The sequence below is a fragment of the Rothia nasimurium genome (genome assembly GCF_004569295.1).
In the GTDB taxonomy this organism is placed as follows: Bacteria; Actinomycetota; Actinomycetes; order Actinomycetales; family Micrococcaceae; genus Rothia; species Rothia nasimurium_B.
The window spans coordinates 1-14,423 of sequence record NZ_SPQC01000054.1 but is presented as its reverse complement, the minus strand read 5'-3'; the positions used below and the strand labels follow the sequence as shown (position 1 = coordinate 14,423).

At 61.1% G+C, this 14,423-nt stretch carries 22 protein-coding genes, 2 tRNA genes and 1 pseudogene; 12 read left to right on the top strand and 13 right to left on the bottom strand.

The window, feature by feature from the left end; translation table 11 throughout:
- The 4 genes from E4U03_RS12975 to E4U03_RS11250 form a co-directional block, all read left to right on the top strand.
- On the top strand, positions 1–1,065 hold a 1,065-nt coding region (locus E4U03_RS12975; RefSeq protein WP_167752412.1), incomplete at its 5' end, for a hypothetical protein.
- A gap of 59 nt (positions 1,066–1,124) precedes the next feature.
- Positions 1,125–1,577, top strand: a complete 453-nt coding sequence (gene rsfS / locus E4U03_RS11260) for a ribosome silencing factor (RefSeq protein ID WP_135013821.1) — start codon at positions 1,125–1,127, stop codon at positions 1,575–1,577.
- 200 nt (positions 1,578–1,777) lie between these two features.
- A tRNA-Ala gene (locus E4U03_RS11255) sits at positions 1,778–1,850 on the top strand.
- Position 1,851: 1 nt separating this feature from the next.
- Positions 1,852–1,927, top strand: a tRNA-Ala gene (locus E4U03_RS11250).
- A gap of 28 nt (positions 1,928–1,955) precedes the next feature.
- On the opposite strand, the gene E4U03_RS11245 is transcribed toward E4U03_RS11250, so the two are convergent.
- The 4 genes from E4U03_RS11245 to E4U03_RS12970 all read right to left on the bottom strand — a co-directional run bounded on the left by E4U03_RS11245 (position 1,956) and on the right by E4U03_RS12970 (position 4,410).
- Positions 1,956–2,744 carry a TatD family hydrolase gene (locus tag E4U03_RS11245; RefSeq protein WP_135013820.1) on the bottom strand — a complete coding sequence of 263 codons (789 nt, stop codon included), beginning with the start codon at positions 2,742–2,744 and terminating at the stop codon, positions 1,956–1,958.
- A 1-nt stretch (position 2,745) separates the two neighbouring features.
- On the bottom strand, positions 2,746–3,549 hold the full coding sequence (locus tag E4U03_RS11240) for a tRNA threonylcarbamoyladenosine dehydratase (protein WP_245207726.1): 804 nt from the start codon (positions 3,547–3,549) through the stop codon (positions 2,746–2,748).
- A gap of 140 nt (positions 3,550–3,689) precedes the next feature.
- Entirely contained in the window at positions 3,690–4,160 is a 471-nt protein-coding gene (locus tag E4U03_RS11235) for a DUF3817 domain-containing protein (RefSeq protein ID WP_135013818.1), read from the bottom strand.
- Positions 4,161–4,263: 103 nt separating this feature from the next.
- On the bottom strand, positions 4,264–4,410 hold the full coding sequence (locus E4U03_RS12970) for a hypothetical protein (RefSeq protein WP_167752411.1): 147 nt from the start codon (positions 4,408–4,410) through the stop codon (positions 4,264–4,266).
- Positions 4,411–4,583: 173 nt separating this feature from the next.
- Between E4U03_RS12970 and E4U03_RS11230 the strand changes: the two genes are divergently transcribed.
- Positions 4,584–4,769 carry a DUF2200 family protein gene (locus tag E4U03_RS11230; protein ID WP_135013817.1) on the top strand — a complete coding sequence of 62 codons (186 nt, stop codon included), beginning with the start codon at positions 4,584–4,586 and terminating at the stop codon, positions 4,767–4,769.
- Positions 4,770–4,843: 74 nt separating this feature from the next.
- Positions 4,844–5,872: a dienelactone hydrolase family protein gene (locus tag E4U03_RS11225; protein ID WP_280741614.1), complete on the top strand. Its 1,029-nt coding sequence runs from the start codon at positions 4,844–4,846 to the stop codon at positions 5,870–5,872.
- A gap of 151 nt (positions 5,873–6,023) precedes the next feature.
- On the opposite strand, the gene E4U03_RS13825 is transcribed toward E4U03_RS11225, so the two are convergent.
- Both E4U03_RS13825 and E4U03_RS11215 read right to left on the bottom strand, forming a co-directional pair.
- The gene (locus tag E4U03_RS13825) at positions 6,024–6,284 is read right to left on the bottom strand and encodes a type II toxin-antitoxin system RelB/DinJ family antitoxin (RefSeq protein WP_209304168.1); all 261 of its coding nucleotides are present in this window, start codon (positions 6,282–6,284) and stop codon (positions 6,024–6,026) included.
- A 58-nt stretch (positions 6,285–6,342) separates the two neighbouring features.
- Positions 6,343–7,035 (bottom strand): LysE family transporter, encoded by a 693-nt coding sequence (locus tag E4U03_RS11215; RefSeq protein WP_135013815.1) that lies wholly within the window; start codon positions 7,033–7,035, stop codon positions 6,343–6,345.
- Positions 7,036–7,142: 107 nt separating this feature from the next.
- Between E4U03_RS11215 and E4U03_RS11210 the strand changes: the two genes are divergently transcribed.
- Positions 7,143–8,387 (top strand): MFS transporter, encoded by a 1,245-nt coding sequence (locus E4U03_RS11210; RefSeq protein WP_135013814.1) that lies wholly within the window; start codon positions 7,143–7,145, stop codon positions 8,385–8,387.
- 29 nt (positions 8,388–8,416) lie between these two features.
- Here the strand turns inward: E4U03_RS11210 and E4U03_RS11205 are convergent, their stop codons facing one another.
- From E4U03_RS11205 to E4U03_RS11195, 4 genes are all read right to left on the bottom strand, one after another.
- Positions 8,417–8,743 (bottom strand): hypothetical protein, encoded by a 327-nt coding sequence (locus tag E4U03_RS11205; protein WP_135013813.1) that lies wholly within the window; start codon positions 8,741–8,743, stop codon positions 8,417–8,419.
- Positions 8,744–8,802: 59 nt separating this feature from the next.
- A complete protein-coding gene (locus E4U03_RS12965; RefSeq protein WP_167752410.1) occupies positions 8,803–8,964 on the bottom strand; it encodes a hypothetical protein in 162 nt (53 codons plus the stop codon).
- A 253-nt stretch (positions 8,965–9,217) separates the two neighbouring features.
- Positions 9,218–9,448 (bottom strand): hypothetical protein, encoded by a 231-nt coding sequence (locus tag E4U03_RS11200; RefSeq protein WP_135013812.1) that lies wholly within the window; start codon positions 9,446–9,448, stop codon positions 9,218–9,220.
- Between the two features lie 5 nt (positions 9,449–9,453).
- Positions 9,454–9,702: a hypothetical protein gene (locus E4U03_RS11195; protein ID WP_135013811.1), complete on the bottom strand. Its 249-nt coding sequence runs from the start codon at positions 9,700–9,702 to the stop codon at positions 9,454–9,456.
- A gap of 226 nt (positions 9,703–9,928) precedes the next feature.
- On the opposite strand from E4U03_RS11195, the gene E4U03_RS11190 reads away from it, so the two are divergent.
- Positions 9,929–10,885, top strand: a complete 957-nt coding sequence (locus tag E4U03_RS11190; RefSeq protein WP_209304167.1) for an acyl-CoA thioesterase — start codon at positions 9,929–9,931, stop codon at positions 10,883–10,885.
- Positions 10,886–10,956: 71 nt separating this feature from the next.
- Here the strand turns inward: E4U03_RS11190 and E4U03_RS11185 are convergent, their stop codons facing one another.
- Positions 10,957–11,226 carry a hypothetical protein gene (locus E4U03_RS11185; protein WP_135013810.1) on the bottom strand — a complete coding sequence of 90 codons (270 nt, stop codon included), beginning with the start codon at positions 11,224–11,226 and terminating at the stop codon, positions 10,957–10,959.
- A 186-nt stretch (positions 11,227–11,412) separates the two neighbouring features.
- Between E4U03_RS11185 and E4U03_RS11180 the strand changes: the two genes are divergently transcribed.
- The 3 genes and pseudogenes from E4U03_RS11180 to E4U03_RS13820 form a co-directional block, all read left to right on the top strand.
- A complete protein-coding gene (locus tag E4U03_RS11180) occupies positions 11,413–12,624 on the top strand; it encodes a class I SAM-dependent methyltransferase (RefSeq protein ID WP_209304166.1) in 1,212 nt (403 codons plus the stop codon).
- Positions 12,621–13,076: a 23S rRNA (pseudouridine(1915)-N(3))-methyltransferase RlmH gene (locus tag E4U03_RS11175; protein WP_194210412.1), complete on the top strand. Its 456-nt coding sequence runs from the start codon at positions 12,621–12,623 to the stop codon at positions 13,074–13,076. Before E4U03_RS11180 ends, E4U03_RS11175 begins: the two co-directional genes overlap by 4 nt.
- A gap of 10 nt (positions 13,077–13,086) precedes the next feature.
- Positions 13,087–13,274, top strand: a pseudogene (locus tag E4U03_RS13820) (family 1 glycosylhydrolase); the annotation flags it as partial.
- 56 nt (positions 13,275–13,330) lie between these two features.
- Here the strand turns inward: E4U03_RS13820 and E4U03_RS13445 are convergent.
- Positions 13,331–13,501, bottom strand: coding sequence for a hypothetical protein (locus E4U03_RS13445; RefSeq protein WP_228066230.1), 171 nt, complete (start codon positions 13,499–13,501; stop codon positions 13,331–13,333).
- Positions 13,502–13,628: 127 nt separating this feature from the next.
- Positions 13,629–13,820, bottom strand: coding sequence for a hypothetical protein (locus tag E4U03_RS13440; RefSeq protein WP_228066229.1), 192 nt, complete (start codon positions 13,818–13,820; stop codon positions 13,629–13,631).
- Positions 13,821–14,251: 431 nt separating this feature from the next.
- Here E4U03_RS13440 and E4U03_RS11160 point away from each other — a divergent pair.
- Positions 14,252–14,423 (top strand): alcohol dehydrogenase catalytic domain-containing protein (locus tag E4U03_RS11160; RefSeq protein WP_167752413.1); only part of this gene is annotated, 172 nt, incomplete at its 3' end.

The window sequence follows — 14,423 nt, the reverse complement described above, 5'->3', positions numbered from 1 at the left end:
CCCCCGACCCGCCCCATGGGCCCGCGCCGTCTGAGCCGCTACTACGAAGAGGTCGCTGAATATCTGCGCGCCCTGCAGCGGGGGGACGAAGAGCTGCCCGAGGTGCCCATGTTTATGGGGGCCATCGAGGGTGTAGAGGTAGAGCAGGACGCGGCCCGCTCCCTGGTTGACCTGTCGCAGATGGGCAGCATCAGCACCGGTGAGGGCGAAAAGCTTGACGTAGATTTCGATAACACCCGCGCCACCGTGGTCGAAGACCCCCTGGCCCACATTGACCATCAGGTTCTCGGCGCCGACTACTCCGAGCAGGCTGAAGCTACCGAGCAGGTAGACTTCGCCGCTGCCGCCGGCGAAATCACCGGTGAAAGTGACTTCGTGAGCGTTGATGAGCTGCGGGTAGAAGAGCCTGAGGCTATTGAAGAACCGGGTGACGCGGCAGCTGATGAGAGCCCTGAGGCAATTGCCGCTATCATCGCCCGAGCCCAGGCCAAGGACGATGAATATAGGGCGACCCACCCCGAAGAAGAAGCCGAAACGGAGCTAGCCGAAGACACCCAGGGCGGGCCCGTCACCGAACTCTTCACCGCCGGCCAGCACACCCCGGACCTGCCTACCCCCGTCCGCGCGGTCGATGCTCAGGGCCTTGACCTCACCGAAATCGACAGCGCCGATGTGACTGACCCAGCCGCTAGCACCCTAGCCAGTGACAGCACCGGTGCGGTAGACTCTGATAGTTCTGAAGAAACTGCCGAGGCACCCGAAGGGTACACCTACGAGCCACAGGCAGAAGAGAACGAAGAGACCACCGAGTCTGCACCTGAGACCCCGGCGGCGGCCCCCGGCCCCGACCAGGAAGAAGACGCTCAGCGCTTCAACTTCGCAGGCGCCGTCAAACAGACGGACGAAGCCCCCTCCGGCGACCTTGCCGAAGTGGAACAAGAAGCAGCAGCAACCTACAGCCCAGAAACATCAGAGGGTCGATCCACCGGCGCAATCGTAGCCGTCGTGGGTCTCCTGCTTCTCGTGCTTGTGCTGGCCACCGTGTGGTTCCTTTTCTCCAGTTAAAGATTTAGTTGAATGAGACCCCAAAAGGTTTGGGGAATGATTTGCTCGGAAAGGGCGAAATGACTGCAGCTGCAGAGTCTATTGAAGCGTTGAAGGTAGCCGCACGTGCGGCCGACGACATGCAGGGAACCAACCTGCTGGCCGTCGACGCTTCTGACATCATGGGTTTGATTGACGGCTTCCTGGTCGTCTCAGCCCACAACGAACGCCTGGTCAACGCAATTGTTGACGAGGTTGAAGATAAGCTCCGTGAAGAACTGGGCCTCAAGCCCCTGCGCCGCGAAGGCCGTGCTGAGGGCCGCTGGGTGCTCCTGGACTTTGGCGACATCGTAGTGCACGTACAGCACGAAGAAGACCGCGCTTTCTATGCCCTCGACCGCCTCTGGGGCGATGCCCCCCGCATCGACCTGGGCCTAGACAGCGAAGCTGGTGCCGTCGATACCGAAGGTGCCGAAGCTGACTTCGAGATCATCACACCCGAAGCGGACCTGATGAACCAGCGCGAAGACTAGATTCTTCTGTGGGGACGCCCCACCCGCCTTCCCGATATCGGGGGAGTAGGGTGGGGCGTCTTTTTGTTGACAGGGGATGAACAGCACATGAATATTATATGATGCAGTTCATAGGTGCTGGTGGGTTCTCGATTTGCATGAGCCCTTGTGGGTGCCATAAGATAGAACAGTCACCGCGAGAGCGGGGAAGAAAAGAATAAGGGGCTATGGCGCAGTTGGTAGCGCGTCTGCATGGCATGCAGAAGGTCAGGGGTTCGAATCCCCTTAGCTCCACGGGGGTATGGCGCAGTTGGTAGCGCGTCTGCATGGCATGCAGAAGGTCAGGGGTTCGAATCCCCTTACCTCCACCACTAAGGTCTCGGCAATGAGCCTGGGGCGCTAATGAGAGTAGAGCCGCCTCTGGTTCTCTAGCAAAATCGGTGCAAAGTCCTCGCCGCGCTCAGCCGAAATGCACTCGACAAGCCGGCGCAGGCGTCCGCCCACATCTTGCGCAAAAAACTGGACGTCAAGCGCATCGGTAGGCTGCTCAGGTAAGTCCGTCTCCAAAAGCAGGCGGTCTGCGGGCACCTGGCGGACATAAGCCCGTCCGCGCTTGCTCTCAACCATCTGCGGATGAACCGAAATGCACCCACCCAACCTCACCAGTCGGGTCAGCTCGTCACTCGTTCCCCTAAACCGGTGAACCACCGGAACAAGAGGGGAGCCGGGCACATCATGCCCCTCAAAAAGATCAAGCATCGCAGTTGTTGCGCGGACGGCGTGCGCAGACAGCACATAGGGCTTCTCAGTAGGTTGCCCGTCCGCTGCTTGGAGCACCGCCCTCACAAGACGACGCAGGGCCTCTAACTGCAGGTCGGCAGGGGAAGCACCCAGGCGGCGGGGTAGAAAATCTAAACCAATCTCACCAATCAACCGGGTGCTACTCACCTCAGCCTCAAAAATCTCAAGCTCAGCCTCAACCTGGGCAGGCGAGGCCACTTGCCAGGGGTGAAAACCAAGAGACAGCAGGGGGCCAGCCGGGTAAGTCACCTGCCGAAGCTCCCGGTAGGCTGAGGGCTTTAGGGTCTGGGCAACTACCTGGACGCCCTGGGCCCGCAACGCCTCGTCAAACGCTGGCCGAAGCGCTGGTGCCAGGAAGTCATAGTGAAAGTGGGTATCAAGCAGCATGCTAGCGAGGCTGAGGCAGGTGCTGACCTGCGGCGTCCTTCTCGCCCGCCTGGGAACCCAGGTAGGGAGGTGCCGGGATCTCTTCTATACCGGCGAGCTGGCGAATCACCTTACCCGCCAACATCTGCCCCATGATCGGGGGCATGTAGCTCATCGATCCCAGAGTCTCACCCTTAGCCTTTGCACCGGGGGCCTTCTCCACCTTGAAGGGCAGCTCGGTGGAAAAGAGTACCTCAAGCCCGTAAATCTGGCGCTTGCGGCACTCGGCGCGAACCACCTTCGACATAGAACAGTTGTAGGTGCGGCGGATATTAGCGAACTGCAGCATAGTCGGGTCAAGGCGGTTCGCCGCTCCCATAGAGGCCACCAGGTTCAGGCCCCGCTCAGCAGCCCACTGGTAGACAGCCAGTTTCTGGGTGATGGTGTCGATGCAGTCAATGACGTAGTCAGGGCGGGGGAACTTATCCAGGGTCTCAGTCAGGTTATCGGGAGTAAGGAAAACCCGCTCGGCGGTGACGGTGCAGTCGGGCTGGATCTCCTTAATCATGCCCTCCATGACCTCGGCCTTGACCTTGCCCAGTGTGGATGTAAAAGCCAGGGCCTGCCGGTTGATGTTGCTTTCTTCCACAACGTCGCGGTCCAGCACAATCAGGTTGCCCACACCGCCGCGGGCTAGAGCCTCAGCGCAGGCTGAACCAACGCCGCCAAGACCCAGCACCATGACGGTGGCGTCCTGAAGTTTCTGCAGGCCCTCGTTCTTAAAAAGTAGCCTCAACCGGGCAAAACGTTCGCTCTCAACACCCACGGGGTCTCCTCGGAAAGTCAGTGTGTCTAACCTGGTCATTATGCCACACGGGTGGGGGCAGGGTGTGTGCCATAGTCAGTTCAGAACACCCAAAAGATGGTGACGCACGGTCGTTGAGTTGGTGCTTCAGTTATACCGGGTTAATTCTTGGGCACGGGCGGGCCCGCTAGCAGGAGCACCACAAAGAGCAGAACCACGAAGGCAAGCAACAGGGCGCTGGCTAGGGCGGGCTTGGCCAGGACCCAGGTCTGGGCTTTCTCGAACGGGCCGGACGGGGCCGCCCCGCCAGGTGACAGACGCCAGCCCCCGCGGAGTAGGCCCCGCTTATCGAGGAAAAGCTCAAAGGGAACTGTTGCAAAGGGAATCACCGACAGGAGCAGACCGGCGATGCCCACGGAGGCCTTCCACTGCTGGTTCACCCAGGTAAAGACCGTCACCACGCAGTAGCTCAGAAAAACAAACCCGTGAATACCACCGGCAATCGGCACAATATTGGTCACGCCGGTACCCCGCAGGATCAGGGCTGTAATCAGCAGGGCCCAGGTAATCATCTCAGCGGTGGCAAAAGTACGGAAGAGCGCCCGAGGGGTGGGCTTAGAATCTGGTCGCATAGGGTCCTCAGCACAAGAGAATAGGGGAAAGTACACTGATTATTCAGCACCCTACTTTACAGGGTCAGCCCCGGCGGGACAGAACCCAGTCACCGCCCAAGCCCTAGCGCAGTTCAAGCCACCCGGAGCCGTCCGCGTCCTGCCCGTACCGGCAGGCTTTTAGCCCCTGCAGGTTAATAAGCTGATGGAGCTGGTCCTGATTCGCATACCTCACGCGTTGAACCTCAGCCCGCACTGGTTTTTCTGCCACAGTCTTACTTAATGAAAAGAAAATCCTCATGGGCCGCGCCCGGGCTCACCCGGCACCTTCATCTAACAGGCGGTATGTTCGGTAGGTAAACCTGACCGATAATCCCCTAGGCTGCGGCCTACTGTCCTCCGGTGAATGTGTACACCCCATCATAGCGAACTAGACTAGGGAACATGACCCACAAAATCTTTGACATGCCCGTCGCTGACGTCTGGCCCCACTACCTGGCCAAGGTGGAACGCAAGGGGCAGGACAGCGTCCTGGTTGAGACCGTCACCTGCTGGCTCACCGGCTACAGCCCCGCCGACCTGGCCCGCCACCTTGAGGGGCGGAGGCCCTTCCGCGACGAACCCGGGTAGAGCGCAGGAAACTAGATAGGACGGTCTACCCCAGTCTACGGCGCGTAGGCCCGTTGAGGGGCATCGGGCGCCGTGTGGGCTACCATAGCGAGAAAGACCACCCACGAAAGGCCCCCATGACCACCATCGTCCTCTTTCACCACGCCGCGGGGCTGACAGACGGCGTCCGCGCGCTCGCTGACCGCCTGGCTCAAGCTGGGCACCTGGTGATCACCCCGGACCTCTACAACGGGCACCGCTTTACCACGATCGAAGAAGGGATGGCCTTTTACCGGGAGCTCACCCATGAGCAGGTACTGGCCCGCGCGCAGGCTGCCGTAGCGGCACTCACCGGGCCCTTTGTGGTGACCGGGGTATCTCTCGGGGCAATGGTCGCCCAGACCTTGGCTCAGGCGGACGCCCGTGCCCAGGGCCTACTCGCTCTCGAAGGTTTCGTTGGACCCGGCTACCTGCCAGGTACCCTGCCGGATTCCTTTCCGGTAGCAATTCACGGTGGGGACGCAGATACCTGGTTCGCTGAGGACGCCCCGGCCGCGCTGGCCTACACCTGGGCATCGGCCCCCGCCTACTGCGATCTCTACGTGGGAGCCGACCACCTCTTTACCGATGCCAGCTGGCCCACCTACGCACCCGAGCAGACTAACCTGGTGATTGAGCGAGCCCTAGCCTGGATAGCCAGCCTACCCGAACACGTACGAGAGGGCTTTAGTCTGCCCACGGCAGATGCGGTAGGGGAGTACGGGGAGCCAGGCCCGCTCAGAGACCAGCTGGTAAAAGCGCTCGTTAGCGGTCAGAAGACGGCAACCTCTTCCCTGCACCGGCACTATTTAGATGCGGGTGAGGCTCTGCCTACCGTTGGTCAGACGGAACTGGTGATTGATTCTGCGGGGAGGCCCGTCTGCCTGCTCGAAACACGTCGGGTAGATGTGGTGCGAGCCCAGGACGTTACCGATGACTTCGTTCGGGCCGAAGGCGAAGGCTTTGACACCTGGGATGAATGGTGGAGCGCCCACCAGAGTTTCTGGTCAGAGGGGGACGAGGGCATACCCGTCACTCCCGAAGACCTGGTGGTTTGCCAGTGGCTCAGGCTCGTAGCTCCATAAAGGGCATGATACTTCAAAAGAGGTCGTCGCGCGTTCCTGAATTAGCTCAGTTACAGATTTCAGATGCTCAAGGTTAACCCATTTTTTCTGAAACTTTTTAATATCTCGTGCGAAAGCTGGCGCGTATTCGGGAAGAAGCACGATTAGATTCCTAGGTCATCAAACATATCCTGGGCATTCTTAAATCTACTGGTACCCTCCTTTTCCATCGCAAACGAATCAGAAATGGCCTCTTGGGTTTCTGCGTTGGGTTGGGGTATTCCAGGGTAAGCGGTATGCGCTGCTCACGTACTACCTGGCGGTAGAAGGCATGGGTGATGGACGATAGGTCTAAACCAAAATCTTCGGCAATACGAGCTGCTTCGCGCTTGGTTGCTTCGTCAACTCGTACAGTTACAGTCGAAGTTGTCATACAAATACACTTCTTTGTCGTACAACCAGTCTATGCCCTTCATGCTCCACCGGGAACCCTAGTGCCCTGCAAAGACCATGAGAGCTGCGACCAGAATAAAGAGGGAGCCAAAGATCCGGTTCAGTATCGTCTGCCCACGCTCTGAATGCGACAGCCTGGTCAGAGTCTTCGCCACCAGGGCAAACCCACCCCACATGACCACAATATCGATGGCCACCATAGTTCCCGCTAGCACCAGGTACTGGGGCAGCTGCGGGGCATCAGGCCGCACAAACTGGGGCATGAAAGCCAAAATAAAAACAATGGCCTTGGGGTTAGACATATTGACCCAGAACCCCCGATTGAAAAGAGCCAAAGGGGCACCCTGCTGCAGGCGCGCACCCAGGCGGGTGCGGCGTCCTTGCCCCTGCGGAGCGGACGCACCCGCCCCACTTTCTGCCTCGTCGCGGGCTTGCTGCGGGGTTTGAGGGCGGGCAAGAATCATGCGTAACCCGAGGTAAACCAGGTAGGCAGCCCCACCGTAGCGAATTACATCGAAAAGTACCGGCGAATTAGCGACCACCACGCCCAGGCCAGCAGTCACAATAGCGATCTGAACCACCAGGGCCAGTTGCTGCCCCATGACCGTGAAAAAGGCCTTCTTCCAGCCGTGCAGCAGGGAGGTCGTCATGGTGTTCACCGCACCTGCCCCCGGGGTCAAAGAAATCACCAGGCAGGCAGCGACGAGGGAAAGCCAAAGGGTAAGGGTCATAGCTCCTCATAGTAGCGAAAAACCTACAGCACAGAGAAGGCTGCTTCACACAGTGAATTCCGGGGCAAGGACTCTGAACCCTGCCGCACCTCAGTAAACTAAAACTCATGAACACCCACCAGCAGCGCCGCGTCCTCTGGGCCCTGGCCCTCACCCAGGTCTTTGGCACCATCGGCGTAGGAGCAGCCCCCTCCATCGGCGTGCTCCTGGCCAGCGAAGTCACCCAGAACGAGGCACTGGCTGGAATTGCCCGCACCGCCTCCACCTTCGGGGCCGCCCTCTTCGGCATACCGCTAGCCAACCTCGCAGCCCGCACCAGCCGCCGCACCGCCCTCACCACCGGCTGGGCCACCGCAAGCCTCGGCGCCACCCTGCTGGCATTCGCCGCCTCCACCACCAGTATCACCCTGGTAGCCCTGGGCCTACTCCTGATGGGAGCAGGCTCCGCCGCTGCCCTCCAAGCCCGCTTCGCAGCGACCGACCACGCCACCGACGCCAACCGAGGCTCAGTCCTCAGCTTCATCGTCTGGGTAGGTACCATCGGCTCCGTCCTCGGCCCTAACATTGGCACCCCGGCCGCCGCGCTCGCGCCACCCCTGGGCACCAACCTCTACAGTGCAGCCTTTGCCCTGGCGGCTATCGCTATGGCCGCCGCGACCCTGCTGGTCTTCACACTCCTACCCGGTACAGACAAGGACGCCGCCCCCGGCCAACCCGGGGCAGGGCAGGGGGAGTGGGCGTCCGCCCCGAAGAAACCCGCCCTTGGCGCAAAAATCGGGGCCTTTACTCGCGAAATTGCGGGTAACCGGCAGGCCCGGGCTGCCGCCATCAGCCTGCTGGGGGCGCACATGGTGATGGTGTCGGTCATGACCATGACCCCGGTTCACATGAACCACCAGGGTGCCGGTATCGAAATCATCGGCCTGACCATCAGCCTGCACGTGCTGGGCATGTACGGGCTCTCACCCCTGATGGGGCTGGGGGCAGACCGGCTGGGGGAGCGCACCATGATACTCACCGGCACCGCCCTGCTCTTAGCGGCGGTAGCTCTTGGCGCCCTCGCCCCGCACCGGGCAACTGCCATGGTGGTTAGCCTGGTCCTGCTCGGGGTGGGCTGGTCGGCAACCTTTGTTGCAGCATCTGCTCTCTTTACGGCGTCCTTGCCGGCTGAAAGCCGCACTCGGGCAGCTGGTGGCCTGGACTCTCTCACCAACCTGGGCGCGGCAACCGCTGCCCTAGCTTCGGGATTTATTATGGCAGCGACCTCGTTCCCGGCTCTGGCCTGTATTTCTGCCCTGGCCCTGCTGCCCTCATTCGTTCTCAACCGGTTGGCTTCTGGGCGGGGTCGGTAGCAGCGGCCAAGAAACGGGCGATGAGCCCGCTAGCGGGTCAATAGCTGGTGGAGCTTGCGCACCGCGATTCGACCAGCCCGGTTAGCCCCCACCGTCGATTGGCTGGGGCCGTAGTCGATGAGGTGTAGACGGGGCTGGGAGGCTACCTGGGTACCGTTCATCTGAATGGCACCCAGCTCGTTGCGCAGGCTCAGCGGGTCAAGGTGGGCGAGCGCCGGTTTGACCCCGGTGGGGATCCCAGCCTCAGCGTCGGCGGTGACCCGGGCTACCACGTCGCGCCCGTATTCGGTATTGAACTCGGTGTCGCGGAAGACCGGTTCGCGCCGGGTGTACCAGAAGGTGGTGGCAACCGCCAATCACGATGACGGTGGCCTGGCGGATCATGCTTTCCATGGGCGTCCTTAGGAAGTGGGAGCTAAGCGGTAGCAGCTGCGCGGATCTGCTCGGCAAGGGTGCTGGCCTGGATGGTTGTGGTCCAGCGGGTTACGGGGCGCATGGCGGCACCGAGTGGACGGCGCAGCAATCGCAGAGAGCGGGGTAGGTTTGCCCCGGGTGCGCGGAGCCAGCTGATGGTCACCTGAGCTAGGGTCCCAGAATCTTGGGGGAGCAGGGTAACCTCAATGAGCTGTGTGTTGAACCGCGGCTGCTGGGGGAAACCTAAATCATAGGTTACCCGGTAGTCATCCGGGGTGTGGGAGAGCTGGGTCTGGCGGATGCTCTGGGTGAGCGCTTTGTTCTGAACACGACCAAATTTCTTGGCCTGGTCAAGCTCCGTTGTGGAGCCAAGCCATACGCTGTCTGTGGGGCAGGGGCTGGCGCGCAGGTACCTCCTACATGCCCAAGGTGGCGAGGAGGGATGATTCGAGAGAGGCCAGTGCCTGCTGAGCTTTCTCTTCGGCGACCCTGAGGTTACGCAGGGCTGCTCCTGTTGTACCCGTATCGAGGGTGAGGGGTATGAAGAGGTCTTGGGTATCGATGAGGGCTGACCCGCGGGCTGCTGCGGTGGTACGGGCTGCGGTCATCAGGGCCAGGTAGTCGGCCCATTTTGAAGCGGTGCTCATGGTAGCTAGGGCGCCTTTCTTCGCGGTAGGGGAATAGTGGGGTCGATGCGTTTGGCGTATTTCTTGTGAACGGCCTGTCTGCTCACCCCTAGGCAGTCGGCTATAGCCTGCCAACTCATGCCGGTGCGCAGGGCTGCTTCGACCTGCTGGTGTTCAAGGTTGTCGGTTAGTGAGCGCAGGGCAGCAATGGCGAGAAGGCCCCGCCGGGGGTCTGTGGTATCTGCTGCCTGCTGGGTGGTTTGGGGGAGCTCCATGGTGTCAACTTTAGTTGCTAAACGAGAAAGGTGTCAACCACAGTTGACACCTTTCTCAGGATGAGACACAGCTCGGTGCAAAGCAGCGCATGTCGTACGATATAACAATCACATAGCGGCATCGCCCGGTGGCAAGGACGCCACCACCGCCCCACCTGCCCCAGGGCAGGGGAGCGGGTAGGGGCGTCCGCACCGTTTACCGCACAGCACCAGAAAGAAACCCACCATGGCCCAGCTTGCTCCGCAGCCCTCCATCACCCTACGTTTTCTCGCAGCACCCACCGACGTCATCATCGCAGGCTCAGCAGGCGTGCACGGCGGGCGCGTACTCGAATGGATCGACAAGGCTGCCTACGCCTGCGCCGCCGGCTGGTCAGGCACCTATTGCGTCACCGCCTATGTGGGGCATATTCACTTCACCCGCCCCATCCCCTCGGGGCACATGGTTGAGGTGCGCTCCCGCATTGTCTACACCGGCCGCTCCACCATGCATATCGTCAACGAAGTGCTCTCCGCTGACCCCAGGGACGGCAACTTCACTCGTGCCTGCGACTGCCTGGTTATCTTCGTTGCTATGGGCGAAGATCGTAAACCTACCCCTGTTACTCCTTACATGCCCGTGACCGACGAGGAGAAGCGGGTGCAGCAGGCGGCGCTCTCTCGCGTGGAACTCCGTAAGGCCATTGAAGCCGAAATGACTTCTCAGACCTACACGAGCGCGTCCACTGCCCCCGAAGTCACCCACCGTTTCCTGGCTAAGCCCACCGATGTGAACTGGGGCGGGAATGTGCACGGTGGCACCGCCATGGAATGGATTGACGAAGCAGCCACCAGTGTCACCATGGCTTGGAGCGGCGAGCGCACCGTTGCTGTTTACGCCGGTGGAATTCGCTTCTACCAGCCGGTGCATATCGGGGACCTGGTGGAAGTGACTGCCCGCCTGGTACGTACCGATGCGCGTTCCATGGGCGTGATGGTGCACCTGCGCGCCGGCAACCCGAGGGAACGTCATGACCAGCTACCCCTAGCTATCCATGCCTCTATGACCTACATGGCAACCGACCTCGATGGGCAGCCCCTACCGGCCCGCCCCTTCACGCTCACGTGGCCCGCCTGCGAGCTCTGCGCGCTGAATACGAGCCCCTGCCCCTGGTGGCACCCCAGCAGGCAACCGTTAAGATGACCGACTAAAACACAAGGAGCCCCGCACCGTGAAGGTTCGGGGCCCCTTGCTGTTGGGGGGGGAGGCGGGGTTTATTCGATGCCGCAGTTGACGGCGTCCAGGCCCAGGTCCAACACAACCTCATTCAGTGCAGACTCAAAGGTAGCAGCATCAGAGGCATTGATAGCATCGATAGCGGCGGTCAGCGAAGCCCGCATCTCTTCGGTAGGAGCGTTGTCACGAAGCTTGGTTAGCGAGGCCAGATAACCATCTAAGGTGGTGGCATCCTGCTGGATGCCATCAGAGGCAACCAGGAACTCATCGAGAGCAACACAGTAGGAGGAAGGTGTCTGCTCGCTCATGTCAATCTACTCGTTTCAGGTGTGTGGTGTGGGCAGGGCCTGGGCGCCCTACTCCTAGCATTTTATCAGCGGACTGATAGAGAAACCGGGAGTGCGGCCCCCTGTCGCCGCTCGTCGGCCCGGCGTCTCACTCGGTGGACGCACCGCCCCACCTAGGCCCCTTATTGCCCGTGAGATACTAGAGGGGTGCCCACATCTAGTATCCACCACCTCACCCAGCTCATGCCCCTCGACTCACTGAGCGCAGGCGCGGCAAGCGCCCTTGACCGGCTTATCCTCGCAGACGCCGCCTCTGCATCCGACCCCGACGGCGCTACTACCGGGGATGTGCTCGTCCTCGATGACCCCACCGGCGCCCTGGCCCTCTGGGCCCTAGCACACACCGCCCCCGGCAAGCACCGGGTGATCAGCCGCCAACGCTCCTACGCAGACGCCCTGACCCTGCATCGCACCCTAAGGGAAAAGGCTCCGGACGCCGCCGCCCGCCTTACCCTGGCCGGGCTAGATACCCAGGGGCAGGTAATACCAGACACCTTCGGCCTCTACCATGCCCTAGCCCACCACCACTTCACGGGGAGCCTAGTGCTGGGCTACCTACCCAAGAGCCACGCTGCGCTCGCTGATCTCGCCCACGATGTGGCCAGGTATCAGGCTGAGCAGGGGAGTGAGACTACCCTGATTCTGGGTGGCAATACCAAGCACATGAGCACCAGCTTCAATCAGACCTTGGCCCGCAGTTTCGGGCAGGTGCGAGGCCTGCGAGGTAAGGGCAAGCACCGCTGCCTACTCGCTACAGCGCCGGCCCCGGCATCTGAGGCACCTCGGCCCGCCGGGACCCTACAGGCTGTCGGCGGCGTATTCTCGGGCGGAAAACCCGACCGGGGCGGTCAATTGCTGGCCACCAATGTCCTTACCGACCTAGTGAAGCAGGCCTCTACCCGCTCGCTGACCCTGGTTGATCTGGGGTGCGGTAACGGGTCTGTGACACTCGAGGTACTAGAGCACCTGCCTGCCGGGGTAGAGGTTGCCCGGGTCTGGGCTACCGACCTTGATGTGGACGCTGCCCGGTCGGCTGCCCTTAACCTGGGGCAGGACGCCCGGGTTCAGGTGAGCTGGGATGACGCCGGTTCCCGCCTGCCGCAGGGCTCAGCCGACATTGTGATGCTTAACCCGCCCTTTCACACCGGAACCACGGTCGATCTGAGTCTGGTGGGCCCCTTGCTCGATGCGTCCTTGCGCCTGCTAGCCCCCGGTGGTCAGCTCTATCTGGTTCATAACTCGCACGCCCGCTACCGGCAGCAGGTTGAAGAGCGCTTTGAACAGGTACGGCAGCTAGAACGCACCCCCACCTTCACCGTTCTTACAGCCCGCGCACCCCTGACTGAGGAGAACCAATGACCATCAAAATTATTGCTATCGGCAAGAAACACGAAAAGTGGGTCAAAGACGGCATCGACCGCTACGAAACCCGCCTCCGCAAGCCCTGGGATATTACCTGGCAGTACCTGCCCCACTCGTCTCTGGCAGAAGAAGCTGCCCGGGCTGAGGAGTCCCGCCGCATTCTTGAAAAGGTCAATCGTGATGACTACCTGGTGCTGCTCGATGAGCGTGGTAAGATGCTGAGCTCTCCTGCCCTGGCTCGTCTGCTGGAAGCCCAGTTGGGCTTTAAGAAGGTAGTGCTGGTGATTGGTGGGGCCTACGGGGTGGACGATTCGGTGCGGGCCCGTGCCAATACTGTGTGGAGCCTCTCTGATCTGGTCTTCCCCCACCAGTTGGTGCGCCTCATCATTACTGAGCAGATTTACCGGGCCGGTGAAATTGCCGTCGGCCGCTCCTACCATCACGTGTAGGGTGGAAATGATGCAGACAGAGATTGAAAGGACGCCGCCGATGAGTTTTCCCGAAGGGTTTTTGTGGGGCGGCGCAACGTCCGCCAACCAGATTGAGGGTGCCTATGCTGAGGGCGGCAAGGGGCTGAGTGTGCAGGATGCTGGCGTCTGCCCCCCACAGCCCAGCCGACCCCCGATAACCTCAAGCTTGAGGGCATCAGCGGCTCCTAATCGTGCTGGCAGAGAACTGGCAGGTCTGGACCTCCCCGGCCCAGTTACTGATTGATAGCTCCAATGAGGCAGACCTGGCTGTGGCGAGCGCCGCCGTGCAGGGCGTCCTTATCGAAACTAACGCAGCTATCAACACCTTCGAGCCCACCAGCGAACTGGCAACCATCAACGCCGCCGGTGAGGGAACCTACACCCTCAGCGCCACCCTGGCGCAAGTTCTTGCCCAGGCAATTACCGCCTACCCGAGAACCTCTTTCACCTGGTGCACTGGGGTGCCTACGCCTGCTGGCCAGCAGTCCCCGCCTCCTTGCCGCAGGCTACCAGGCGGACGCCGCAGCCCACCTAGCTACCTTCGGCACGGTACCTGCCCTCAACCCCCAGCAGGTATTCGAACACATATTCGAATAAAATCTGGACGGACGCGGTGGCGCCAGCTTCTCCACCTACCACAAACTCACCACCACCGACCAAGGCCCAACAACCACCAACACCAGCCACCTGGATACCGCGCTCGCCGGCTATGAACTGGTGCACACCTGGTCCCAGCGCGGCACCCTGCGCTACCTCCACCGCAGCGACCACTGGGTGACCACCTACTACATGGGCAGCTGGCAGATAGACCTTACACCCCAAGAGCTCGACCATGCCCTTAGCCTCACCTACCACCCTTCGATGAATACTTCATCGCCTATAAAAACCGCACCCACCTCTTCGCACCGGGAGTAGACCCCCACACCGTCATGACCAAGAACGGCATCGGTTGGCCTTTTACCGTCGAGGGCGGCCTGATTCCGGGTAGGGCCTAAGGGACCATCTACGCCTGCAACCTGCCGAAATATGGCATAACCCGTGCCACAAGCAGGTGCTGCGGGGATAGGATGAAAGAGGTCATAGACGACCAAACCTCGCTACCAGCTCAGCCCGGTAGCGGGGGAGACCTCTTATCGAAACAGGTGATGACTCCCATGAAGGCAGCCCGCTTTTACGACAACAAAGACATCCGCATCGAAGACATCGACGAACCCGCCGCAGGCGCTGGCGAAGTCCTCATCAAGGTAGCCTGGTGCGGCATCTGCGGCACCGATCTTCACGAATACCTCGACGGCCCCATCTTCTGCCCCACCCACAGCACCCCGC